The following is a 22824-nucleotide window of genomic DNA, read 5'->3' on the forward strand; positions in this document are numbered from 1 at the left end:
CGTACGATGCTCATCGACCGGGAACTCCCGGCCGAAGAAGGGGCGGACCAAAACCCCTGCCGGGACTCGGTTCGTGGCGCTGCCGCCCGGGATCGCCGTCTTGTACGAGGAGCTGATGGACAGTCACCGGGAGCCGTTCGTGCCGTGCACCCCGGAGGGGCATCCCCGGCGGCGGTCGAACTTCCGGATGCGCGCCGTCGTGGGTCGACGTCTCCACCGGGGCCCGCGACCGTCTCAGCAGGCGCGCAGCCAGCGGACCCGGCCATCCGGGTGATAGGAATGGCCGGTGACCGAACCGAACCTGATCGAAGCCGCCGCGGCCGAGGCCGTGACGCTGACCAGCGAGCTCATCCGCATCGACACGACCAACACCGGCGATCCCGACACGCTGGTCGGCGAGCGGGTGGCGGCGGAGTACGTGGCGGAGAAGCTGACCGACGCCGGCTACGAGATCACCTACGTCGAGTCGGGTGGGAAGAACCGGCACAACGTCATCGTGCGGCTCGAAGGCGCCGACCGGTCACGGGGCGCGCTGCTCATCCACGGGCACCTCGACGCCGTGCCCGCCGACGCCTCCGAGTGGTCGGTCCACCCCTTCTCCGGCGCGATCCAGGACGACTACGTCTGGGGCCGCGGCGCGGTCGACATGAAGGACATGTGCGGGATGGCGCTCGCGCTGGCCCGGCACTACAAGCTGAACAACGTCGTCCCGCCGCGCGACCTGGTCTTCGCCTTCCTCGCCGACGAAGAAGCCGGCGGCAAGTACGGCGCCCAGTGGCTGGTCGAGAACCGCCCCGAGCTGTTCGAGGGCGTCACCGAGGCGATCAGCGAGGTCGGCGGCTTCTCCATCACGCTCAAGGACGACGTCCGCGCCTACCTCATCGAGACGGCGGAGAAGGGCATCCGCTGGATGAAGCTGCGCGTGCGCGGCACCGCCGGGCACGGTTCGATGATCCACCGCGACAACGCGGTCACCAAGCTGGCCGAGGCCGTCGCGAAGCTCGGCAACCACCGCTTCCCGCTGGTGCTCACCGACTCCGTGAAGGAGTTCCTCGCCGGCGTCACCGAGATCACCGGGTGGGACTTCCCCGAGGACGACCTGGAGGGCTCGGTCGCCAAGCTGGGCAACATCTCCCGGATGATCGGCGCGACCCTGCGCGACACGGCCAACCCGACCATGCTCACCGCCGGGTACAAGTCGAACGTCATCCCGTCGGTCGCCGAGGCCGCCGTCGACTGCCGCATCCTGCCGGGCCGGCTCGAGGCCTTCGACCGCGAGCTCGACGAACTGCTCGGCCCGGACATCGAGAAGGAGTGGATGGAGCTCCCGCCCGTCGAGACGACGTTCGACGGCGCGCTCGTGGACGCGATGACCGCCGCGGTGCTGGCCGAGGACCCGGGCGCGAAGACGCTGCCGTACATGCTCTCCGGCGGAACCGACGCCAAGTCGTTCCAGGAGCTCGGCATCCGCAACTTCGGCTTCGCGCCGCTCAAGCTGCCCGCGGACCTCGACTTCTCGGCGCTGTTCCACGGCGTCGACGAGCGGGTCCCGGTCGAGGCGCTGAAGTTCGGCACCCGCGTGCTGGACCGGTTCCTGCGCACGTCCTGATGTCCGCTTTCGCGCTCGCCGACGGTACGTCCCTGCAGGTGGTGCGCAGGGGCGACCCGGCAGCGCCGGTGACGGTGGTGTTCGTCCACGGCTACGCGCTCGACCAGCGCAGCTGGGGCCGGATCGCGCCGCTGGTGCCGGACGCGGCCGACGGGCCGGTGGCCGTGCTGACCTACGACCAGCGCGGCCACGGCGGATCCGGGCGGGCGCGGCGCGGGACGGCGACGGTGGCCCGGCTCGGCGACGACCTCGCCGAGCTGCTTTCGCGCGAAGTCCCGGAAGGCCGGGTGGTGCTGGTCGGGCACGACATGGGCGGCCTGGCGATCATGTCGCTATCCCAGCAGCATCCGGAGCTGTTCGCCGCGCGGGTGTCGGGCCTGGTGCTGCTGGCGACGTCGTCGGGGACGCTGGCCACCGAGGTGTCGGCCGCCTGGCCGAACGCGCTGGGGAAACTGGCCGCCGACCTCGAAGCTGTGCTCGGCTCGAAGCTCTTCGGGGTCGTGCGCGAGCGCACCAGCCGGGCGGTCAGCGCGGGCCTGCGCTGGTGGCTCTTCGGCGACGACCCGGACCCGGAACTGGTCGAGCTGACGGTGAAGATGATCCGCGGCAACTGGCCGCACACCGTCTCGATGTTCCGCCCGGCCCTGGACGCGTACGCGCGCGACGCGGCGCTGGCGCAGGTCAGCGGCCTGCCGGTGACGGCGATCGTGGGGGAGCGGGACCGGATCGTGCGGGCGTCCGACGTCGAACAGTGGGCGGGCGGGCTGGCCGGCGGGACCGCCGTGGTGCTGCCCGGGGTCGGGCACGTCGTGCCGCTGGAAGCCGCGGGGCAGGTGCTGCCGCGGGTGGTCGCCCTGGTCAACGCGAGTTACCGACAAGACGAGACTTCTTGACAATTTCTCTTTTCGGTACCAAGCTGGGCGCATGTTCTCCGTGGCGGTGATCGAAGACGCGGCGGCGGCCGAAGTGTCGCTGGACCCCGTGCGTGCCCGGCTGCTGGCCGAACTGGCCGAACCGGCGTCGGCGACCATGCTCGCCGCGCGGGTGGGGCTGCCGCGGCAGAAGGTCAACTACCACCTGCGGACGCTGGAGCACCACGGCCTGGTGGAGCTGGTCGAAGAGCGGCGCAAGGGCAACGTCACCGAGCGGATGATGCGAGCGACGGCGGCGTCGTACGTCATCTCGCCGGCGGCGCTGGCCGCGGTGCAGCCGGATCCGGCCGAGGCGCCCGACCGGCTCTCGGCCCGCTGGCTGCTCGCCGTGGCCGGGCGGCTCGTGCGTGACGTCGGCGTGCTCATCACCGGCGCCGCGAAGGCCAAGCAGCGCGTCGCGACCTTCGCGCTCGACGGCGAGGTCCGGTTCGCCTCCGCCGCCGACCGTGCGGCGTTCGCCGAGGAGCTCGCGACCGCCGTCACCACGCTGGTCGCCAAGTACCACGACGAAAGCGCCGAGAAGGGCCGCCCGCACCGGGTGATCGTCGCCGTCCACCCGAGTGTCCCGGAGGAGTCCGACCGTGGGGTATGAGTTCGAGCTGACCGACACCGCCGAGGTCGACGCGACGCCGGAACAGGTGTGGGCGGCCATCGCCACCGGGCCCGGCATCGACTCGTGGTTCATGGGCCGCAACGAGGTCGACGGCGGCACCGGCGGCGTGGTCCGCGGCGCCTTCGGCGGGTACCGGCCGGAGCACCGGATCCGGGACTGGGAACCGCTCGAGAAGCTCGGCTACGGCGGTGAGCCGGAGCCGGACGGGCGGAAGATCGCCTACGAGTTCCTCATCGAAGGCCGCGGCGGCGGCAGTTCGGTGCTCCGGTGTGTCACCAGTGGCTTCCTGCCCGGTGACGACTGGGAGGACGAGTTCGAGGCGATGGTCGCGGGTGGTCAGCTGTTCTTCCGCACCCTCGTCGAGTACCTGACGCACTTCGCGGGGCGCACGGCGGTGCCGGTCACGGCGTTCGGGCCGCCGGTGGCGGACTGGGACGAGGCCTGGACGCGGCTCGCTGCGGCGCTCGGCCTGTCCGCGCGTCCCGCCGAGGGCGACCGGGTGCGGATCGAGCCCGGTGGGCAGGCGGGCGTCGTCTACGCGGTGAACGACCAAACGGTCGGCGTGCGGACCGCGGACGCGATGTTCCGGTTCCTGCGCGGCTTCCACGGCGCGATGGTCGTGTGCCACACCATCTTCGCGCCCGGCGCGGACGCCGAGACCGAAGAGAAGACCTGGAGCGACTGGCTGAACCACGTGTTCGGTTGACAGCACCTGCTGGTCAAGGCGATCGGCCTGCGCACCGAGCTCGACGGCGTCGTGTAGACGGCACGCGGCGCATCGGACGGCACACGCTCGGCCCGTCCGCGTGGCTAGGTCGGTAGCGCGCCGGGCAGACTTTCGGCCGTCTTCTTGCGCCGCAGCCAGATCCGGCGCGTGCCGTCGGCGTAAAGCCGCACGGTGCGCAGTTCCCAGCCCGCGAACTCCGCGTGGATGGAGAGCTGGATCGCCGCCGCACGCCGGGACACGCCCGGAGGGAGGTGCAGGCGGCGATACTCCCAATCCCCTTCGACCACCGCCTCGCTGACCGTCGTCATGGCTGGATCACCTGGGTCCCTTCTCCGGCGGCCGAGCCGACGATCACCCGGCCGCTCTTCTCGTCCACCCCGACCGAGTCCGGCTGGCGCACGGTGGGGAACCGGTACTTCTCGACGGGCTCGCCACCGCGGACGTCGAACCCGGCCACTTCGTTGCGTTCCGTCAGCGTCACCCAGGCCAGGCTCCGCTTCGCGTCGTAAGCGATCCCGTATGCCCCACCGGGCACCGGATAACGCTGGCGCATGATGAGCGGCGAAGCCGAGAACGCGATCAGCGCACCCGCCCGCACGTCCGTCACCAGCACCCGCCCGTAGGAGTCCGTCACGGCGTTCGCCGCGCCATCGCCGGCCCGCAGGCCCTCGTTGACCTTTCCGGCCGCGACGTCGACCGAGAACACCGCCGTCCGCAGCCGGTCCAGCACCACCACGCCGTCCCCGGTGTCGAGCACGTCGTCCGCGCTGTAGAGCTGCCCGGCGATCGTCCGTGCCGCCCCGCCGGGCGGCAGCACCTGGATGTCCTTCCCCGCCCCCATCGCGACCAGGCGATCGGCGCCGAAGGCCAGGCTCGCCGCCGGCTCCCCGCCCGTCTTCGTTTCGGTGAGCTTCCGGTCCGGCAACGTCAGCTGCTGCACCACACCCTGATCCGGCTCCGCGATCTCCACCCGCCCCGGCGTCACGGTCAACCGGGAGACCTTGCCGTATAACGGCATATTCACCGGGGCTGACGCGAGCGCGTTGAGGTCGTACAGCCGCAACGACGGCGGCTGAGAAACCGCCACGACGAGGGTCGAGGTCTTCTCGTCGACGGCGACGGCCGACACCGAGCCGGTGGCGAGCACCTGACCCGCGGGTTTCACGGTCACGGCGGGGGAGACGGCCGGGCGTGCGGCGGCCGGGTTCGCGACGATCTGCAGTTCGTCGCCGCCCGTCTTCACCGACGAGCAGCCCGAGAGCGCCAGGACACCGGCGAGCGGGATCGCGATCCACGACACGGCGGCGAACCGACGCACGTTGCGGCCTCCAGGTGTCCCTCGGCGGGCGGTGTTCACCAGCATGCTCCTTGATCCCCGCGCCGTCACGTGCGTGTCACCGAACAGACACCTCGCGCTCATCGCGGCCAGCGCTCGGGGTAGCCGACCTCGATCGCGCTGACGTCGTCGAGCGCCGACCGGATCGCGGGCGGGAGGGTGATCTCTTCCGCGGTCAGCGAGCCGGTGAGCTGGCCGGTGTCCCGCGCGCCGACGACCGGGGCGACGACACCGGGCCGGTCGCGGACCCAGGCCAGGGCGACCGCGAGCGGCGACGTGCCCAGCCCGTCGGCCGCGGTCGCGACCGCCTGCACGATCCGGGCGGCCCGGTCGGTGCGGTGGTGCTCGACGTAGCCGGCGTAGGCGCTGTTCGCCCCGCGCGAGTCGGCGGGGGTGCCGGTGCGGTACTTGCCGGTCAGCACGCCGCGGCCGAGCGGGGCCCAGGGCAGCAGCCCGATGCCGTGGTGCTCGGCGGCGGGCACGACCTCGCGGTCCACGCCCCGCTCGAGCAGTGAGTACTCGACCTGGGTGGAGACGATCGGCGCGAGCGCGGAAGCGTCGGCGGCGGCCGTCGCCAGCTGCCAGCCCGCGTAGTTGGAGACGCCGACATAGCGGACCTTGCCGCTGGTCACGGCGTACTCGAGGGCGGACAGCGTCTCGGCGAGCGGCACGCAGTCGTCCCAGGCGTGCAGCTGCCACAGGTCGATGTGGTCGGTGCCGAGCCGCTTGAGCGAGCCGTCGAGCGCGGTGAGCAGCGCGCCGCGCGAGGCGCCGCCGCCGAAGGGGCCGTCGTCGCGGCGGGCGACCGCCTTCGTCGCGAGGACGACGTCGTCGCGGGGCACCAGGTCACCGAGCAGCGAGCCGAGCACCCGCTCGCTCTCGCCGTCGCCGTAGATGTCGGCCGTGTCCACCAGGGTGCCGCCGGCGTCGACGAAGGCGACCAGCTGGCTGGCCGCTTCCTCCGCGTCGGTGTCGCCACCCCAGGTCATGGTGCCGAGCGCCATCCGCGAAACGCGGAGCCCCGAGCGGCCGAGCAGTCGCTTTTCCACGACCGCCGAGCCTAGTGGGCTGGCCCGTCCGGAGGAGACCAAGGTGAGTCGTGTCGCGATCAAGGCCCCCGTTAGGGTCTGGCCCCGTGCGACTCGGACTGAATGTCGGCTACTGGGGAGCGGGGAACGACCCCGCGAACCTGGCCCTGGCGAAACAAGCGGAGGACCTGGGGTACGCGGTCGTGTGGGCGGCGGAGGCCTACGGCTCGGACGCGGTCACCGTGCTCACGTGGATCGCGGCGCAGACGTCCCGGATCGATGTCGGTGCCGCCGTGCTGCAGATCCCGGCCCGCACGCCGGCGATGACCGCGATGACGGCCGCGACCCTCGACACGCTGTCGGGCGGCCGGTTCCGGCTCGGCCTCGGCGTGTCCGGCCCGCAGGTGTCGGAGGGCTGGCACGGCGTGCGGTTCACCTCGCCGGTGGGCCGCACCCGCGAGTACGCCGCGATCGTGCGGACGGCGCTACGGCGGGAGCGGCTGAAGTTCGAGGGCGAGCACTTCACGCTGCCGCTGCCGGACGGCCCGGGCAAGGCGCTGCGGCTGACCGTCCGCCCGGCCCGCAAGCACATCCCGCTCTACCTGGCCGCGATCGGCCCGAAGAACCTGGAGCTGGCCGGGGAGATCGCCGACGGCTGGCTGCCGGTGTTCTTCTCGCCGGCCCACGCGGGGGAGCAGCTGGCCCACGTCCGGGCCGGCGCCGAGCGGGCGGGCCGCACGCTGGAGGGCTTCGACGTCGTGCCGTCCGTGCCGCTGGTGCCCGGGGACGACTGGCGGACCTGCGCGGACGCCGTGCGCGGCTACGCGGCGCTGTACCTCGGCGGGATGGGGAGCAAGGAGAAGAACTTCTACAACCGGCTGGCGTGCCGGATGGGATTCGCGGCCGAAGCCGCCGAAGTGCAAGAGAAATACCTGGCCGGCGACCGGGCCGGAGCGATGGCGGCGGTGCCGCCGGAGTTCCTCGACGCGACGTCGCTGCTGGGTCCGAAGGAACGGATCGCGGAGAAGATGAAGGAATACGCCGAATCCGGCGTGACGACCCTGTCGGTGTCGCCGTACACGCCGGAGCCCGCCGGGGCGCTGCGCATCGCCGTCGAGGCGCTCGAGCTGGCGGGGGTGGCCTGACGTGGGGTGGTTCGAAGCACTGGTGCTCGGCCTGGTCCAGGGCCTGACCGAGTTCCTGCCGATCTCGTCGAGCGCGCACCTGCGGATCGTCGCGGCGCTGGCCGGCTGGGACGACCCGGGCGCGGCGTTCACCGCGGTCACCCAGATCGGCACCGAGCTGGCGGTGATCATCTACTTCGGGCCGAAGATCGGGAAGATCCTGCGGGCCTGGTTCTTCTCGGTGTACAAGCCGGAGTGGCGCCGCGACCCGGACGCGCGGCTGGGCTGGCTGATCGTCATCGGGTCGCTGCCGATCGTGGTGCTCGGGCTGCTGCTGCAGGACCAGATCGACAGCGCGTTCCGCGACCTGCGGATCACCGCGGGCGTGCTCATCGTGTTCGGCCTGATCCTGCTGCTCGCCGACCGGATCGGGAAGCAGGAGCGGACGCTGGACGACCTGACCGTGCCGCACGGGCTCGGGTTCGGCTTCGCGCAGGCGCTGGCGCTGATCCCGGGCGTGTCCCGCTCCGGCGGCACCACGAGCGCGGGCCTGCTGCTCGGCTACACGCGTGCCGAAGCGGCGGAGTACTCGTTCCTGCTGGCGCTGCCGGCGGTGTTCGGATCGGGTGTGTACAAGCTCACCGACATCGGCAAGGACGGCCAGACGGCCCAGTGGGGCCCGACGATCCTGGCCACCCTGGTCGCCTTCGGCGTCGGCTACGCCGTCATCGCCTGGCTGATGGCCTACATCAAGAAGCGCAGCTTCGTGCCGTTCGTGGTCTACCGGCTCGCCCTCGGCGTGCTGCTGTACGTGCTGATCTTCGCCGGCGCCCTGGACCCGAACGCGGGCCCGGTCGGGCACTGACGCCGCCCCGCGTGGGGACCGCGTGATCGGTCCCCACGTAGGGTGGGGACCGTGAGTACGGTCATTCTGCTGAGGCACGGCAAGTCGACGGCCAACGGCACCGGCGTCCTGGCCGGGCGGTCCCCGAAGGTCAGCCTCGACGACACCGGCCGCGCCCAGGCGGAGAAGCTCGTCGCGCGGCTCGACGGCGTGCCGCTGGCGAGTCTCGTCGTGTCGCCCATGCTGCGGTGCAAGCAGACGGTCGGCCCGCTGGCCGAGGCCCGCGGCCTCGGCAAGGTCGTCGAGCCCGGGTTGTCCGAAGTGGACTACGGGGACTGGACGGGCAAGGAGCTCAAGCACCTGGCGAAGGAACCGCTCTGGCGCGTCGTGCAGGCGCACGCGTCGGCCGCGGTGTTCCCGGGTGGCGAGGGTCTCGCCCAGATGCAGGCGCGCTCGGTGGCCGCCGTCCGCGCCCACGACCGGCGGATCGCCGCCGAACACGGCGACCACGCAGTCTGGCTGCTGTGCAGCCACGGCGACGTGATCAAGTCCATCCTGGCCGACGCGCTCGGCCAGCACCTCGACGCCTTCCAGCGGATCGTCGTCGACCCGGCGTCCATCTCGGTCGTGCGCTACACCGAGACGCGGCCGTTCGTCATGCGGGTCAACGACCACGGCGGTGACCTCGGCGGCATCGTCCCGCCGGAGCCCAAGCCGAAACGCGGCAAGAAGACCGCCGGAAGCAGCGACGCGATCGTCGGCGGTACCACCGGCCGGTGAGGTGCGCCACCTCCCTTAAGCGCTGACACCGGTACCGGGGGAACCCGTAGGGTGGCGGGACCGAGTTGTTCCCCCGACCAGGAGCCTGCCCGATGATTTCGCCGGACAACCCGTTCGCCGCACCCAGCGAGCTGCCTTACGCCCTGCCGCCCTTCGACCGGATTTCCGACGAGCACTACCGGCCCGCGTTCGAAGCGGGACTGGCCGAGCACGCCGCGGAGATCGCGCGGATCGCGACGCAGGACGCCGAGCCGACGTTCGAGAACACCATCGTGGCCCTCGAGCGCGCCGGCGAGCTGCTGGGCCGGGTGGCGAGCGTGTTCTACAACCTGTCCGGTTCGAACAGCACCGACGAGATCCAGGACATCCAGGCGGAGTTCGCGCCGAAGCTGGCCGCCCACCACGACGCCATCCACCTCGACCCCAAGCTGTTCGCCCGGATCGACGCCCTCCACGCGCGCCGCGGCGAGCTCGGGCTCGACGAGGAGTCGCTGCGGCTGCTGGAACGGCGGCACACCGACTTCAGCCGCGCCGGCGCCGCGCTCGGCGAGGCCGAGCAGGCCCGCCTGCGCGAGCTGAACGAACAGCTCTCCACGCTGCAGACGAAGTTCCAGCAGAACCTGCTCAAGGACACCAACGAGCTGGCCGTCGTGATCGCCGACCGCGCCGAGCTGGACGGCTTCGGCGACGGGGCGATCGCCACCGCGGCCGAAACCGCGTCCGCCCGGGGCGAAGACGGCAAGTACGTGCTCACCCTGACCCTGCCGACCAGCCAGGCGTCGCCGCTGGAAACACTGCGGAACCGCGAGGTCCGCGCGCGGATCCACACCGCGTCGATGGCCCGCGGCAACCGCGGCAACGCCGCCGACAACAACGCTCTCGTCGCCGAGATCGTGCGCCTGCGCGCGGAACGGGCCGCGTTGCTCGGCTACCCGAACCACGCGGCGTACGTCATCGCGGACGAGACGGCGAACACCGCCGAAGCCGCCGCCGGGCTGCTGGAGCGCTTGGCGCCGGCCGCCGTCGCGAACGCTCGCGCCGAAGCCGCCGAACTCCAGCAGCTGCTGGAAGCCGACGAGCCGGGCGCGACGCTGCGGCCCTCCGACTGGGCGTACTACGCCGCGCAGGTCCGCCGCGAACGCTTCGACGTCGACACCGAGGCGCTGCGCCCGTACTTCGAAGCCGATCGCGTGTACGCCGACGGCGTCTTCTTCGCTGCGACGAAGCTGTACGGCCTGACCTTCACCGAACGGGACGACCTGCCGAAGTACCACCCGGAGGTCCGGACCTTCGAGGTCTTCGACGCCGACGGCAGCCCACTCGGCCTCTACCTGCTCGACCTCTACACCCGCGACTCCAAGCGCGGCGGCGCCTGGATGAACACCTTCGTCGACCAGTCCGATCTGCTCGGTCGCAAGACGGTCGTGGTCAACGTCCTCAACGTGAACAAGCCGCCGGCGGGGGAGCCGACCCTGCTCACCTTCGACGAGGTCGTCACCGCGTTCCACGAGTTCGGCCACGCCCTCCACGCGCTCGTCTCCTCGGTCCGCTACCCGACCTTCTCCGGCACCAACGTGCCCCGCGACTTCGTCGAATACCCCTCGCAGGTCAACGAGATGTGGATGCTGTGGCCCGAAGTACTGGCCCATTACGCCAAACACCACGAGACCGGTGAGGCACTGCCCGCGGAACAGGTCGAGAAGCTCCTCGCCGCCCAGCAGTACGGGCAAGGCTTCGCCACCACCGAGTACCTCGCGGCCTCCCTGCTCGACCAGGCCTGGCACGGCCTCGGCGTCGACGACCAGGTGGGGGAGGTACAACGGTTCGAGGCGGAAGCGCTCGTGAAAGCCGGCGTAGCCGTCGAGGCGATCCCACCGCGCTACCGCACGACGTACTTCGCCCACATCTTCAGCGGCGGCTACAGCGCCGGCTACTATTCCTACATCTGGAGCGAAGTCCTCGACGCCGACACCGTCCAATGGTTCCGGGAGAGCGGCGGCCTGACCCGCGAGAACGGCGACCACTTCCGCCGCACCCTCCTCGGCCGGGGAGGCAGCATCGACCCCATGGACGCCTTCCGCGCCTTCCGCGGCCGCGACCCCGAGATCGAACCCCTTCTCGACCGCCGCGGCCTCACCGGAGTCTGACTCTCAGCTGTATAACGACCTATACTGCGGGGCAATTTTCGGGAAAATTGCCCCGCAGTAGTCGGCACCGCTCTCAAAAACCGCACAGACACGGGGAGTCAGGCCGTTGCGGCTCGCTCGCCGGTGACGATGTGGTCGATGAAGCCGTAGGAAAGTGCTTCATCGGCGTCGAACCAGCGGTCCCGGTCGGCGTCGGTGGTGATGCGGTCGACGCTCTGGCCGGTCTGGCTCGCGGTGATCTCGGCGATCCGGCGCTTCATCTTCCCGAACACCTCGGCCTGGATGGCGATGTCGGTGGCGGCGCCGCTGATCCCGGCGGACGGCTGGTGCATGACGATCCGCGTGTTCGGCAGCAGGTAGCGCTTTCCGGGGGTGCCCGAGGAGAGCAGGAACTGGCCCATGGACGCGACGAACCCGAGGCCCCACGTGGAGACGTCCGGCTTGATCAGCTGCATGGTGTCGTAGATCGCCAGTCCGGCGGTCACCGAGCCGCCGGGGGAGTTGATGTAGAAGGTGATGTCCTTCGCCGGGTCGTCGGCGGCGAGCAGGAGCAGCTGGGCGATGAGCCGGTTCGCCACTTCGTCGTTGACCTCCGTGCCGAGGAAGACGATGCGGTCGCGCAGGAGCTGTTGGTAGACCGAGTCTTCGGATGACTGGCCGGGTGCCTGCATTTCGGGTACGGCGAGAAGGGTCATGGGCCCGACGGTAGGGCCGGTGATCGGCGGCGGGCGGGAGTTTCGCTGTGAGCGTGCGGTGTTCGCTGCGGGCGATGCGGACGGTGCGAAAGCCGGCCGTGCGGCAGCTGCTGCGGTGTCTTGAATGACCCATTCAGGTCTTCGGAGGTCCTGAATGACTCATTCAAGACCTCCAGTGAGCCGCCGACCTACGAACCGGGCGTGACTTCGCCGGGGCCCTGGGGGCTGCCGGGCGGTCTGAGCGCCGAGGCTTTGCCGCGGGCGCGTCCGGTATGCGAAAAGGGGCCGCCATCACGAGGTGATGGCGGCCCCTTTTCGCGGGGGTGTGGCTCAGATGAGGCCGAGCTTCTGCACGGTGTCGCGCTCTTCGACGAGCTCGGCGACCGAGGCGTCGATGCGGGCGCGGGAGAAGTCGTCGATCTCCAGGCCCTGGACGATCTTGTACTGGCCGTTCTCGGCGGTGACCGGGAAGGACGAGATGAGGCCTTCGGGGACGCCGTAGGAGCCGTCGGAGGCGACCGCCGCGGAGGTCCAGTCGCCGGCCGGGGTGCCGTTGACCCAGGTGAAGACGTGGTCGATGGCGGCCGAGGCGGCCGAGGCGGCCGAGGAGAGGCCGCGGGCTTCGATGATGGCCGCGCCGCGCTTGGCGACGGTCGGGATGAAGTCGTTCTCCAACCAGGCCTGGTCGACGTCGACGCTCTTGCCGGAGACTTCGGCGTGCTGGACCGAGGGGTACTGGGTGGCGGAGTGGTTGCCCCAGATGGCGAGCTTCTTGAGCTCGGTCACCGGTACGCCGAGCTTCTTGGAGAGCTGGGCGAGGGCGCGGTTGTGGTCGAGGCGGGTCATCGCGGTGAAGCGGTCGGCGGGCACGTCGGGGGCGTGCGAGCGGGCGATGAGGGCGTTGGTGTTGGCCGGGTTGCCGACCACGAGGACCTTGATGTCGTCGGCGGCGCCGGCGTTGATGGCTTCGCCCTGGGGCTTGAAGATGCCGCCGTTGGCTTCGAGGAGGTCGCCACGCTCCATGCCCTTGCTGCGGGGGCGGGCGCCGACGAGGAGGGCGATGTTGGTGCCTTCGAAGGCCTGCTTGGGGTCGTCGAAGATGTCGGTGCCCGCCAGGAGCGGGAACGCGCCGTCCTCGAGTTCCATGGCGGTGCCCTCGGCCGCCTTGACCGCCTGCGGGATCTCGAGGAGCCGCAGCTTCACCGGGACGTCCTGGCCGAGGAGCTGACCGGACGCGATGCGGAAGAGCAGCGCGTAGCCGATCTGGCCGGCGGCGCCGGTGACGGTCACGTTGACAGGGGCTTGGGTCATTGCGGTACTCCAGCTTGAGACGACTTTGGCTAGTGACTTGGAGCCTATCCCTCCTGGGCGTCGCTGTTCGGGTGCGTCCAGTCACTCTCGCGGTGACGCCTCGAAACGGTCAGGGGGTGAACACGTCGGTGCTGGTGACGAGGACGTCGTTTCCGGTGGGGCTGGCCCCGCCGAGCTGGGCGGCGCCGCCGGCGATGAGGACCCGGCCGTCGGCGAGCTTGACGGCGCCGAACCGCACGCGGGGCGCGGACAGGCCGGTCCTCGGGCCCCATTGGCCGGTGGTGGGGTCGTAGACCTCGGCGTGCTGGTAGCCGGTGTCGTAGCCGCCGTATTCGAGGCCGCCGATGGCGATGACCTTGCCGGAGTCGAGTGTGATCAGGCGGTGCTGGTCACGGCCGATACCCATCGGGGTGACGGGCGCCCAGCGTTTCGTGGCCGGGTCGAACCGTTCGGCTTCGCTGAGGCTGAAGGGGGAGAAGGTCCAGAGGAGCGGTCCGCCCTGGTGGCCGCCGGTGAGCAGGATCGAGCCGTCGTCGAGGGTGACGGCTTGGGCGTGGACGCGCGCGAGACCGCTGTTGCTGCCTTGCGCCGGGGTGCCGATGGGGTCGGCGGGTGTCCAGGTGCCGGCGGTGGGGTCGTAGGTCTCGCAGAAGGTGATCCCGGCGACGTCGCTGCCGGTGTCGATGCTGCCGCCGATCGCCATGACGTGGCCGTCCGGGGTGCGGACCGCGGGGAACGAGGCGCGGGCGTGGATCATCGGCGCGGCCTGTGCCCAGGTGCCGGTGGCGGGGTCGTAGATCTCGGCTGTGGTGGTTTCGACGTCGGCGAAGTGCGGTGGCTGGTCGGTGGATCCGCCGGCGACGAGGACCCGGCCGTCGGGCAGGAGGGTGGCGGAGTGGACGAGCCGGCTCTGGTGCAGCGATCCGGTGGCGGTCCACGTGCCGGTGGCGGGGTCGTAGATCTCCGCCGACGCCTGGGCCCACGGCCTGCTCGACGGATGCCCGTGTGCGCCGCCGGCGGCCAGGACCCGGCCGTCGTTCAGCACGGTGAGGGTGTGGCCGCGGCGGCTGGTGATCAGTGAGCCGGTGATGGTCCACTGCCCGGTGACGGGGTCGTGGAGGGCGGCGTCGGCGAAGGTCTGGGCGCCTCGGCTGTCGCCTCCGCCCGCCGCGAGCACGCGGCCGTCCTGGAGGAGGACCGGGCCTTCGTACTGGTGGTCCCAGACGCGGGGCCACGGAAGGTCGCCCGTGGGGGCCCAGCCGGTGGTCGCGGTGGCCGGGAGTGCGGTTTGTGCGGTCATGGTCCCGACCATCGTGGCCGGGGGAAGTGATCGTCAAGCGGTTGCCCGAAGGCTGGTCTTTTGGTGCGGTGCTGAGGTTCTTTGGGGCAGCCGGGTTCTTCGGGGCAGCCGGGTTCTATCGAGCGGCCGGGGCGTCGGTGACGTTGGCGGCGATGCGGTGGAGGAGGTCGGCGAGCTGGGCGATTTCGGCTTCGGTGAGGCCTTTTCGCATGCGCTGGTCGTGGGCGATGGCGGCTTCGGCGAGGCGGTGGAAGAGCTTCTCGCCGTCGTCGGTGAGGGTGACCAGGTGGACGCGGCGGTTTTGCGGGTCGCGGCGGCGGGTGACGAGGCCGGTGGTTTCCATGCCGTTGAGGTGGTGGGTGAGGGTGGCGCCTTGGATGCCGACGGCGTCGGCGAGTTCGCGCTGGTTGGCGACGGGTCTGGTTTTGAGGGAGATGAGGATCTGCCAGACCGGCTGGGAGCCGCCGGCGGCGGCGAGTGCCTGGTCGAAGGCGCGGCCGGCGGTTTTGGCGGTGCGGGCGAGGACGACGCCGATGGGGGCGGTGACGGGTGCTGGCACGGGATGACCGTACCGCAGATGCCGAGAAGTCTAAGCGTTTGACATCTAACGATTAGACTTCTAACGTTATCGGCATCGAAGGAAGGGGAACGCGATGAGCACCGAAGAGCAGGTTCGCGAGTTCGGCCGGGTCTGGGCCGCCGCCGAGGAACGCGGCGACACCGAGGTCCTGGCTGGCCTGGCCGCCGACGGCTTCCGCCTGGTCGGGCCGCTCGGCTTCGTCTTGGACCGCGAACAGTGGCTGGCGCGCTACGGCGACGGCGGGCTGGTCACCGAAAAGCTGGACTGGGCCGGCGTCGAGGTCCGCGACTTCGGCGGCGCCGCGATCGCGATCGGCGTGCACGAGCAGGTCGCGACGCACCGGGGGAATCCGGTGAACGGCCGGTTCCGTGCCACGCACGTGCTGGTCCGCGACGACGGCCGGTGGCGGCTGGCGAGCATCCACCTCAGCCCGATCGGCGGCCCGCCGTCGTTCGCCCGCGCGCCGGAAGGGGACGAGCGGTGAGCGTCGAGCTGAACCACACGATCGTGTGTGTCACCGATCGAGAGAAGTCGGCGGAGTTCCTGGCCGCGATCCTCGGCCTGCGGACCGGTCCCGTCACCGGGCCGTTCGTGCCGATCGCGCTGGCGAACGGCGTGACGCTGGACTACCTGCGGGTGGATCACGTGACGAGCCAGCACTACGCGTTCCTGGTCGGCGACGAGGACTTCGATGCCGCGCTGGCGCGGATCCGGGCGGCGGGGATCACGTTCTGGGCGGACCCGTTCCACGATCGGCCCGGCGAGGTCGGCACTGTGAACGGCAGCCGGGGGATCTACTTCGCGGACCCCGACGGTCACAACATGGAACTGCTCACCCGGGCCTAGGGGGACAGCCCCGGAGGCCGGGACCCGTAACCCGCACCGGGATTCCACTTCGGCCTCTCCGGCCGGTGATCGGCCGAGCCGGACGTCGCGCGGGTGATCGTGCCGATCACCGGGTGGACCGGAGGCGCGAAATCGTTTTCCCCGAGTATTCATTCACGTTCATCGGGAATGAGTTGCGAAGAATTTGTCGAAACGTGAGCAATGTTGCGTTGCGGTACGGCTGCGCGGCGTTGCTCCGTTCAGCGGGGTTTGCTTCCATGATCCTTCCGCTACCATGGTCCGGCCCCGGTCCCCAATTCGGATGTATTGGGAAGGATTCCGATGCTGTCTGCGGTCGTTGCTGCCGTAATGGCGCTGTCCTCTGTGGTCACCCCGCATTCGTGGAACACTCCTCCGCCGCCCGACAAAATCGTCATCGACGTCGTGAACGCCAACGGCACCGGCTGTCCGGCCAACACGGCAGCGGTGGCCGTTTCGCAGGACAACACCGCATTCACGGTAACTTACAGCGTGTACACGGCACTGGTCGGGGTCGGGGCCGGGCCGCTGGACGCCAGGAAGAACTGCCAGATCGGCCTGCGGGTGCACGTGCCACAGGGCTTCACCTACGGAATCGCGCAGGCCGACTACCGCGGATTCGCACACCTGGAACGCGGCTCGACCGGCCTGGAAAGAGCGAACTACTATTTCCAGGGTAATTCCCCGACGGCTTTCGTCCAGCACCCGCTGACCGGTCCGTTCGAGGATGACTGGCATTTCACCGATTCAACGGAGGTCGGTGCGATTGCGTTCAAGCCGTGCGGTGAGGAACGCAACCTGAACATCAACACCGAATTGCGTGCGGCGGCCGGGACGTCGGATCCGAAGAAGACGACGAGCTACGTCACGATGGACTCGACCGACGGCAGTATCACCACCACGTACCACTTCGCGTGGCTGACCTGCCCGTGATCGGGTGAGACCGCCGGGGTCGGCGCGGTCGATGGCCGCGCCGACCCCGGCGGTCACCGTTCGGCCGGGGCCCGGGGATCGGTGGCCTGGACGCCGAAGACACGGCCGAGGGAGACGAGAGCCTCGTCGAGGTGGCTGAGGCTGGAGAGGACGGCACGGGTTTCGGCCGCCTCGACGCGGTCGGAGACCGGGGTGCCGTCGTCGCGCACGAGCGTGCCGGCGCCCGCGCCACCGGGGGCGTCGAGAGCTTTGCGGAGGACGTCGATGTTGCGCAGCAGCCGTCCGGTGAACTGCCGCAGGCGGTCGGCGTCGGCCCCGGCGAGCTGGCCGGGCTGGGCGCGGGCGGCGACGTGGCGGGCCCGGAAGGCGATGGTCTCCAATGTGGTGAGCACGTGCCAGCCGTAGTCGCGGCGGGCGCTGCGGAGGTTGACCGGGTGGATCAGCGGTTCGACGGTGGTCCGGACCTGTTCGACGGCGCGGTCGAGGTCGCGGGAGAGCTCGATGATGTTGACGTTCTCTTCGCCGGCGAGCAGGCTGCAGGCGCGTTCGAGGAACTCCTCCAGGTCGTCGAGCACTTCGCCGATGTCGTCGAGCATCACCGAGCGGGTGCGGACCGGGACGATGACGACGGCGGCGAGGATGCCCGCGGCGGCGCCGACCGCGGTTTCGGCGACGCGGATCCCGAGGACGGCGAGGCTGAACGTGCCGAGCAGGCTGTAGAGCAGGCCGAGCATGCTGGTGACGAAGAAGGCCATCGCCACCTGGGAGACCCGCGCGGTGTAGACCATGCCGAACACGCACACCAGGATGAGCGCCAGCGTGGCCGCGGTGTTGCCGCCGACCAGGAGCGCGAGCAGGACGCCGCCGACGATGCCGATCAGGGTGCCGCCGAGGCGGCGGACGCCCTTGACGAAGGTGGCGCCGGCGCTGGAGGCGCCGATGAACACGACGAACACCGTCAAAACGGCCCAGTACCAGCGCTGGTGGGAGACGAGTTCCCCGCCGACCACGGCGAGCCCGCCGCCGACGACGGCCTGGATGGCGCTGCGGGTCCGGTTGTCGTAGGCGAACTTGGGTGTCGCCTCCTCGTCACCGCCGGAGTCACCACCGGGGTCATCGCCGGAGTCGAGCGGGTCCGCTGTGGACTCGGGGACGGCGGCGCGCTGGGCGCGGTCGTCGGCCAGCGCCAGCTCGGCCAGTGCCTTGCGGACGCCGTCGCCGGGGGCGGCGTGGGAGTCGATGCGGCTGCCTTCGACGAGCATCCGGCTGTATTCGCCGGTCTGGCTGATCAGCGGAAGCTCCCGCGGGTCACGCTCCATCAGGGCGCGGAAGCGGGCGAGCCGGGCGACGAGGTCGTCGCGGACCTCGGTGGTCAGCTCGTCGGAGCAGGTGCGCTGGACGGTGATGGCGAGCCACTGCACGGCCAGCTCGACCTCGATCGCGCGGCGCCGCAGCCGGTCGGCGGCGCGGGCGCCGACGACGTCGGGGGCGGCGTCCTCGATGAGCAGGACGCACTCGTGGAGCCGGTTGATCGCGCTGCGCAGCTGCTTGCGGGTGCGTTCGCTGCCGTTGACCGCGAGGTGGGCCTCGGCGGCGCGGACGACCGCGGCGAGGCGGGCACGGAAAGCGCGGCGGACCCGGAGGAACTCCGCTTCGGCGTTGCGCCGCAGCAGGAGGAACCGGACGACGGTGTTGGCGAGGACGCCGACCGCGAGGGCCAGCAGCAGCTGCGGGACCTGCTTGACGTCGGCCTGCAGGAACATCGGGAAGAAGAACAGGAAGAAGGCGATCGAGCCGAGCGCGGTGCCGCGGGCGCCGAAGCGCTGGGCGTAGACGGCGACGAAGATCAGCAGGACGAACACGACGCTGTCGAGCGGCGGCAGGCCGGAGCCGAGGCTGGCGACGGTGATCGACGCGGCGCCGGTGAGGAAGGCCAGGCCGAGGGTGGCGGCCTGGGCGCCCGGGGTGGGGTCGTTGACGGTGAAGGCCGTCATCATCGCGGCGATGGCGCCGACGAGGATCACGGTCAGCGGCAGGTGCGCGGGCAGCAGGGCGGCGACGGCGAGGACGATGCCGAGCACGGCGGAGCCGGCCAGGCGCAGCCGGACCAGGCCGGGGTCGGCCGCCGTGAGCCGGTCGAGCGTGGCGGTGCGGAAGTCGTTCATCGGGCGAGCAGCTCCCACTGGGCGAGGGTGGCGCGGCGGCCGCGGGTGGCGGTGATCCGCAGCCGGTAGCGGGCGTGCGCGGCCGGGGTGGCGAGCACGAACGGGCGGGTCTGGCGGCGCCAGCGGAACAGTTCGTCCCGGCGTTCGTCCAGTGTGGTCCAGCCGAGGCCGTCGGCCGAGCCTTCCAGGACCCACGCGGCCGGGTCGCCGCGGCGGGCGCCGGAGGTGAGCGTGTACATCGTGACTTCGCGGGGCTCGCCGGTGACCGTGAACTCGATCGACGGCGTGGCGGTGCGGAAGGTGACCTGGGTGCGGGTGGTGTCGTCGAAGAGCGCACCGGTGTCGGTGCCGTCGGAGCTGGTCGCGGTGCCCGCGAGGTCGGTGACCGGGTCCGGGTGCTCGGCGGGCGGTGGCGGGCTGCCCCAGCCGGCTGGTTCGGTGGTCAGGTCGAAGACGAGTGAAGCGCCTCCGGCGAGGGTGGCGTGGGCGATGGTCGTGGCTTCGTGGGGCTCGCCGTCGACGGTGAGCCCGCGGACGTAGACGGTGTCGCCGGTGTTCCCGGGAGCGTGGACGACGAGCTTCTTGTCGCCGCCGAGGTGCACGGTCGCCTTTTCGAACAGCGGCGAGCCGATGGCGTAGCGCGGGCTGCCGACGGCCAGGGGGTAGAAGCCGAGGGCGCTGAAGACGTACCAGGCGGACATCTCGCCGTTGTCCTCGTCGCCGGGGTAGCCTTGGCCGATCTCGCTGCCGAGGTAGAGCCGCCGGAGCACCTCCCGGACGACAGCTTGCGTCTTCGCGGGCGCGCCGGCGAGGTTGTAGACGTACGGGATGTGGTGCGAGGGCTGGTTGGAGTGGCCGTACTGGCCCATGCGGACGTCGCGGGCTTCGGTCATCTCGTGGATCAGGCCGCCGTACGCGCCGGGCCGCCGTCCGGTCTCCGGGGTGGCGAAGAAGGTGTCGAGCTTGGCTTCGAGACCGGCGGTGCCGCCGTGCAGGGCCGCGAGGCCGGGGCCGTCGTGGGGTGCGGTGAAGGCGGTGTTCCAGGCGTTGGTCTCGACGAAGTCGCCGCCCCACGCGGCCGGGTCGTAGCCCTCGGGGGCGAACCTGCGGCGGCCGTCGCGGTGGCGGCCTTGGAAGAAGCCGATCTCCGGGTCGAAGTGGTGGACGTAGTTCTTCGCGCGCTCGCGGAAGTAGGCGGCGTAGCCGGCGTACATCCGGGCTCGCGGCCCGTCGCTTTCACGTGAAAGTGCCTCCGACAGGTTGGCGAGGCCGAAGTCGTTGATGCAGCCTTCCAGCGCCCAGGAGAGTCCTTCGTGGACCGACACCGGGGTGAAGCCGAGGAAGATCGACCGGTCGAGGCCCTTGCGGCCGACCGAGCGGTGTGGCGGGGTGACGGTGGCGTTCTTGAGGGCGGCGTCGTAGGCGGCCTCGACGTCGAAGTTCTTGACGCCTTTGAGGTAGGCGTCGGCGAACGCGACGTCGGAGCTGGTGCCGGTCATCAGGTCGGCGTAGCCGGGTGAGGACCACCGGGAGATCCAGCCGCCTTCGCGGTACTGCTGGACGAAGCCGTCGATCATCCGGCCGCACTGCGCCGGGGCCAGCAGCGCGTACGCGGGCCAGGTGGTGCGGTAGGTGTCCCAGAAACCGTTGTTGACGTACAGCTCGCCGTCGACGACCTTCGCGCCGGTGCGCCTGCGGGTGCTCGGCCGCAGCCGGCGCACGACCGGGCTGGCGTGCCGGATGCCCTTCGGCGTGTTCTCGTGGGCGGCGTTCGGGTAGAGGAACAGCCGGTAGAGGTTGGAGTACAGCGTGGTCCGCTGGTCTTCGGTGGCGCCTTCGACTTCGACGCGGCCGAGCTGCTCCTGCCAGAGTTCCCGTCCCTGGTCGCGGACCTGCTCGAACGTCGTGTCGGCGGGAATCTCCAGCTCGAGGTTGCGCTTGGCCTGGGCGAGGCTGATCAGCGACGTCGCGATCCGCAGCGTGACGTCGGGACCGTCGAACTCGAAGTACCCCGTGACCCGCCGCCACGGCGGGAAGCGGACCTTGGCGCCGCGGGTCGCCGGGGCATCGGTCACGGCATAGACGAACATCCGGCGCGCCCCGGCCGAGAGCCGGCTGCGGACCCGGGTGTACCCGGTGATCACGCCGGTGTCCGGGTTCAGGCGGAGGCGGCCTCGGTTGCCGACGTTGTCGAACAGCAGCCAGCCGTGCTTGTCCGGGAAGGTGAACCGCAGGATCGCCGCATGAGAGGTGGGCGCGAGGTCGGCGGTCATCCCGTTGGCGAAGCGGACGCCGTAGTGGTGCGGCGAGTCGGTCTCGTCGTCGTGGGAGAAGGCCAGGGCGCGCTTGCGGCGGTCGGGCTCGACCGGGCCGGTGCCGGGCATGACGTGGAAGGTGTGCCGGTCGCCCATCCACGGGCTCGGCTGGTGGCTCAGCGCCAGTGCCTGCAGCGCCGGGCGGTTCCCGTCGTCGTTGTGGCGGTGGTAGGAGTAGATCCAGTTGGTGACGCCGGCGTCGGTGACCGGGGTCCAGAAGTTGAACCCGTGCGGCACCGCCGTGGCCGGGAAGTTGTTGCCGCGGGAGAACTCGCCGCTGGAGTGCGTGCCCCGGGTGGTCCGGACGCAGTCGACGGGATCCCGCGGCGGCTCGGCCCGCCCGGCGACGCGGACGTCGTCGAGCCACCCGGTGATCTCCCCGCCGGGGGCGGCGGTGCGCAGCACGATCCGGCTGATCCGGCGCCCGGCGAACGCCCCCAGCGGGCGGCGGACGAGGTTCCACTGGTCGAGGTAGAGCGTCTTGTCGTCGACCGGGGCGAATCCGGCGGAGGTGCCGTCGGAGAACTCGACGTCGAGGCTGACCCGGGTGGCGTGGTAGGCCGGGATCTCCCCGTCCGACTGCGGGAAGACCACATAGGACAGCTCGGTGCCGTCGGTGACGGGCACGTCGAGTTCGAACAGGACGGCTTCGGGGCGCGCGTCGTAGCGCAGGGCCTTGGTGCCGGTGAAGCCGACGCCGGTCTTGGCCGTGGGGGATTGGTCCGGGCCGCTGTCGACGCGCAGGCCGGGGTCCGCGGGGCGCGGGTCACCGGTTTCGAAGGACGAGAAGAACGCGGCGTCGGACATGCCCCCACCGTATCCGCCGATCGGCGTAGCCCGCCGGTTACGACGGGCGGCCGCCGAACCGCCAAGCGTGCACCTCGATCGCCGCGTACGCGCCCGGGGTCAGCACCGTCCCGGCCGCGTCGGCGTCCACGGCCTGCAGCAGCACCGCGGTCCCGAGCCAGGCGGCGCCGTCGTCGGACAGCAGGGGCCCGTACGCGATCAGGTCCGCGCGGGCCGGCGGTTCGAGGTCCACGGGCGCGCCCGAGCCGAGCCCGATGACCAGGTACCGGTTCCCGCCGGCCGGGCCACCGGAGAAGTCCCAGATCGTGCGCCCGAGGGTGTTGCGCCAGCGCCGCAGCAGCACGTCCCGGTACGCCCCGGCCTGGTAGCCGGGCTCGTCGAAGGCGAACGCGCGGGCCGCGGCCGGGTCCGGCAGGTCGAGCACGTGCACGCTGCCGGTGGGAACGTCGCCGTCGAACGTCGGCCCGCGGGCGATCATCGTCGCGGCGAACCGGTCCATGTAGGCCCAGTGCTCCTCCACCAGCTGCTCCCGCAGCGCCGCCGACCCCGGACGGTCCCGGTGATAGCAGAAGAACTCCATCACATCCCCTCCAACGCCGTGAAGGCGAACCATGAATTGTTTACGTACTTGTGACCTGTGCGGATGGGCGCGGACCCGTCCACGGTCGAGGTTAGGTTGCCTGAACCGTCCCAAAACGGCCGTCTGCCGCCACT

21 protein-coding genes and 1 pseudogene are annotated in these 22824 nt (G+C 71.0%); 12 read left to right on the plus strand and 10 right to left on the minus strand.

Annotated features, from left to right (window positions below; translation table 11 throughout):
• Positions 1-19 precede the first annotated feature (19 nt).
• The 5 genes and pseudogenes from A3CE_RS58260 to A3CE_RS0100295 all read left to right on the plus strand — a co-directional run.
• Positions 20-193, plus strand: a pseudogene (locus A3CE_RS58260) (tyrosine-type recombinase/integrase); the annotation flags it as partial.
• A 93-nt stretch (positions 194-286) separates the two neighbouring features.
• Positions 287-1609: a M20/M25/M40 family metallo-hydrolase gene (locus tag A3CE_RS0100280; RefSeq protein ID WP_020638054.1), complete on the plus strand. Its 1323-nt coding sequence runs from the start codon at positions 287-289 to the stop codon at positions 1607-1609.
• The gene (locus A3CE_RS0100285; RefSeq protein ID WP_020638055.1) at positions 1609-2502 is read left to right on the plus strand and encodes an alpha/beta fold hydrolase; all 894 of its coding nucleotides are present in this window, start codon (positions 1609-1611) and stop codon (positions 2500-2502) included. The genes A3CE_RS0100280 and A3CE_RS0100285 overlap by 1 nt, the downstream gene beginning before the upstream one ends.
• A 31-nt stretch (positions 2503-2533) precedes the next feature.
• A complete protein-coding gene (locus tag A3CE_RS0100290; protein ID WP_020638056.1) occupies positions 2534-3133 on the plus strand; it encodes an ArsR/SmtB family transcription factor in 600 nt (199 codons plus the stop codon).
• Positions 3123-3860, plus strand: a complete 738-nt coding sequence (locus A3CE_RS0100295; protein WP_020638057.1) for an SRPBCC family protein — start codon at positions 3123-3125, stop codon at positions 3858-3860. The genes A3CE_RS0100290 and A3CE_RS0100295 overlap by 11 nt, the downstream gene beginning before the upstream one ends.
• 104 nt (positions 3861-3964) lie before the next feature.
• Here A3CE_RS0100295 and A3CE_RS0100300 read toward each other — a convergent pair whose 3' ends face one another.
• The 3 genes from A3CE_RS0100300 to A3CE_RS0100310 all read right to left on the minus strand — a co-directional run bounded on the left by A3CE_RS0100300 (position 3965) and on the right by A3CE_RS0100310 (position 6266).
• Entirely contained in the window at positions 3965-4189 is a 225-nt protein-coding gene (locus tag A3CE_RS0100300) for a DUF5703 family protein (RefSeq protein ID WP_020638058.1), read from the minus strand.
• On the minus strand, positions 4186-5199 hold the full coding sequence (locus tag A3CE_RS0100305) for a YncE family protein (RefSeq protein WP_020638059.1): 1014 nt from the start codon (positions 5197-5199) through the stop codon (positions 4186-4188). Before A3CE_RS0100305 ends, A3CE_RS0100300 begins: the two co-directional genes overlap by 4 nt.
• A gap of 98 nt (positions 5200-5297) precedes the next feature.
• Positions 5298-6266, minus strand: coding sequence for an aldo/keto reductase (locus A3CE_RS0100310; RefSeq protein WP_020638060.1), 969 nt, complete (start codon positions 6264-6266; stop codon positions 5298-5300).
• Between the two features lie 86 nt (positions 6267-6352).
• Here A3CE_RS0100310 and A3CE_RS0100315 point away from each other — a divergent pair, with 86 nt between their 5' ends.
• The 4 genes from A3CE_RS0100315 (at position 6353) to A3CE_RS49665 (ending at position 11140) form a co-directional block, all read left to right on the plus strand.
• On the plus strand, positions 6353-7390 hold the full coding sequence (locus tag A3CE_RS0100315; RefSeq protein WP_020638061.1) for an LLM class F420-dependent oxidoreductase: 1038 nt from the start codon (positions 6353-6355) through the stop codon (positions 7388-7390).
• 1 nt (position 7391) lies between these two features.
• Complete coding sequence (locus A3CE_RS0100320; protein WP_020638062.1) at positions 7392-8234, plus strand: undecaprenyl-diphosphate phosphatase; 843 nt, start codon at positions 7392-7394, stop codon at positions 8232-8234.
• Positions 8235-8285: 51 nt separating this feature from the next.
• Complete coding sequence (locus tag A3CE_RS0100325; RefSeq protein ID WP_026468014.1) at positions 8286-8993, plus strand: histidine phosphatase family protein; 708 nt, start codon at positions 8286-8288, stop codon at positions 8991-8993.
• Positions 8994-9085: 92 nt separating this feature from the next.
• Entirely contained in the window at positions 9086-11140 is a 2055-nt protein-coding gene (locus tag A3CE_RS49665) for a M3 family metallopeptidase (protein ID WP_020638064.1), read from the plus strand.
• A gap of 98 nt (positions 11141-11238) precedes the next feature.
• Here the strand turns inward: A3CE_RS49665 and A3CE_RS0100335 are convergent, their stop codons facing one another.
• The 4 genes from A3CE_RS0100335 to A3CE_RS0100350 all read right to left on the minus strand — a co-directional run bounded on the left by A3CE_RS0100335 (position 11239) and on the right by A3CE_RS0100350 (position 15005).
• The gene (locus A3CE_RS0100335) at positions 11239-11835 is read right to left on the minus strand and encodes a ClpP family protease (protein WP_043790577.1); all 597 of its coding nucleotides are present in this window, start codon (positions 11833-11835) and stop codon (positions 11239-11241) included.
• A gap of 330 nt (positions 11836-12165) precedes the next feature.
• The gene (locus tag A3CE_RS0100340; protein WP_020638066.1) at positions 12166-13146 is read right to left on the minus strand and encodes a malate dehydrogenase; all 981 of its coding nucleotides are present in this window, start codon (positions 13144-13146) and stop codon (positions 12166-12168) included.
• Between the two features lie 109 nt (positions 13147-13255).
• A complete protein-coding gene (locus tag A3CE_RS0100345; RefSeq protein ID WP_245589404.1) occupies positions 13256-14446 on the minus strand; it encodes a Kelch repeat-containing protein in 1191 nt (396 codons plus the stop codon).
• A 115-nt stretch (positions 14447-14561) separates the two neighbouring features.
• A complete protein-coding gene (locus A3CE_RS0100350; protein ID WP_020638068.1) occupies positions 14562-15005 on the minus strand; it encodes a MarR family winged helix-turn-helix transcriptional regulator in 444 nt (147 codons plus the stop codon).
• Positions 15006-15099: 94 nt separating this feature from the next.
• Here A3CE_RS0100350 and A3CE_RS0100355 point away from each other — a divergent pair, with 94 nt between their 5' ends.
• From A3CE_RS0100355 to A3CE_RS0100365, 3 genes are all read left to right on the plus strand, one after another.
• Positions 15100-15510, plus strand: a complete 411-nt coding sequence (locus A3CE_RS0100355; RefSeq protein WP_020638069.1) for a nuclear transport factor 2 family protein — start codon at positions 15100-15102, stop codon at positions 15508-15510.
• Positions 15507-15872: a VOC family protein gene (locus A3CE_RS0100360; protein WP_020638070.1), complete on the plus strand. Its 366-nt coding sequence runs from the start codon at positions 15507-15509 to the stop codon at positions 15870-15872. Before A3CE_RS0100355 ends, A3CE_RS0100360 begins: the two co-directional genes overlap by 4 nt.
• Positions 15873-16193: 321 nt before the next feature.
• Positions 16194-16823 (plus strand): DUF4360 domain-containing protein, encoded by a 630-nt coding sequence (locus A3CE_RS0100365; RefSeq protein ID WP_026468015.1) that lies wholly within the window; start codon positions 16194-16196, stop codon positions 16821-16823.
• 53 nt (positions 16824-16876) lie between these two features.
• Here the strand turns inward: A3CE_RS0100365 and A3CE_RS0100370 are convergent, their stop codons facing one another.
• Genes A3CE_RS0100370 through A3CE_RS0100380 form a run of 3 tightly spaced genes read right to left on the minus strand, consistent with a single transcriptional unit; the run spans position 16877 to position 22690 of the window.
• A complete protein-coding gene (locus A3CE_RS0100370) occupies positions 16877-18988 on the minus strand; it encodes an FUSC family protein (RefSeq protein WP_020638072.1) in 2112 nt (703 codons plus the stop codon).
• Positions 18985-22110 (minus strand): GH92 family glycosyl hydrolase, encoded by a 3126-nt coding sequence (locus tag A3CE_RS0100375; protein ID WP_020638073.1) that lies wholly within the window; start codon positions 22108-22110, stop codon positions 18985-18987. Before A3CE_RS0100375 ends, A3CE_RS0100370 begins: the two co-directional genes overlap by 4 nt.
• 37 nt (positions 22111-22147) lie before the next feature.
• Entirely contained in the window at positions 22148-22690 is a 543-nt protein-coding gene (locus A3CE_RS0100380) for a YciI family protein (RefSeq protein ID WP_020638074.1), read from the minus strand.
• Between the last annotated feature and the right edge of the window lie 134 nt (positions 22691-22824).

Source organism: Amycolatopsis balhimycina FH 1894 (assembly GCF_000384295.1).
Taxonomy (GTDB): Bacteria; Actinomycetota; Actinomycetes; order Mycobacteriales; family Pseudonocardiaceae; genus Amycolatopsis; species Amycolatopsis balhimycina.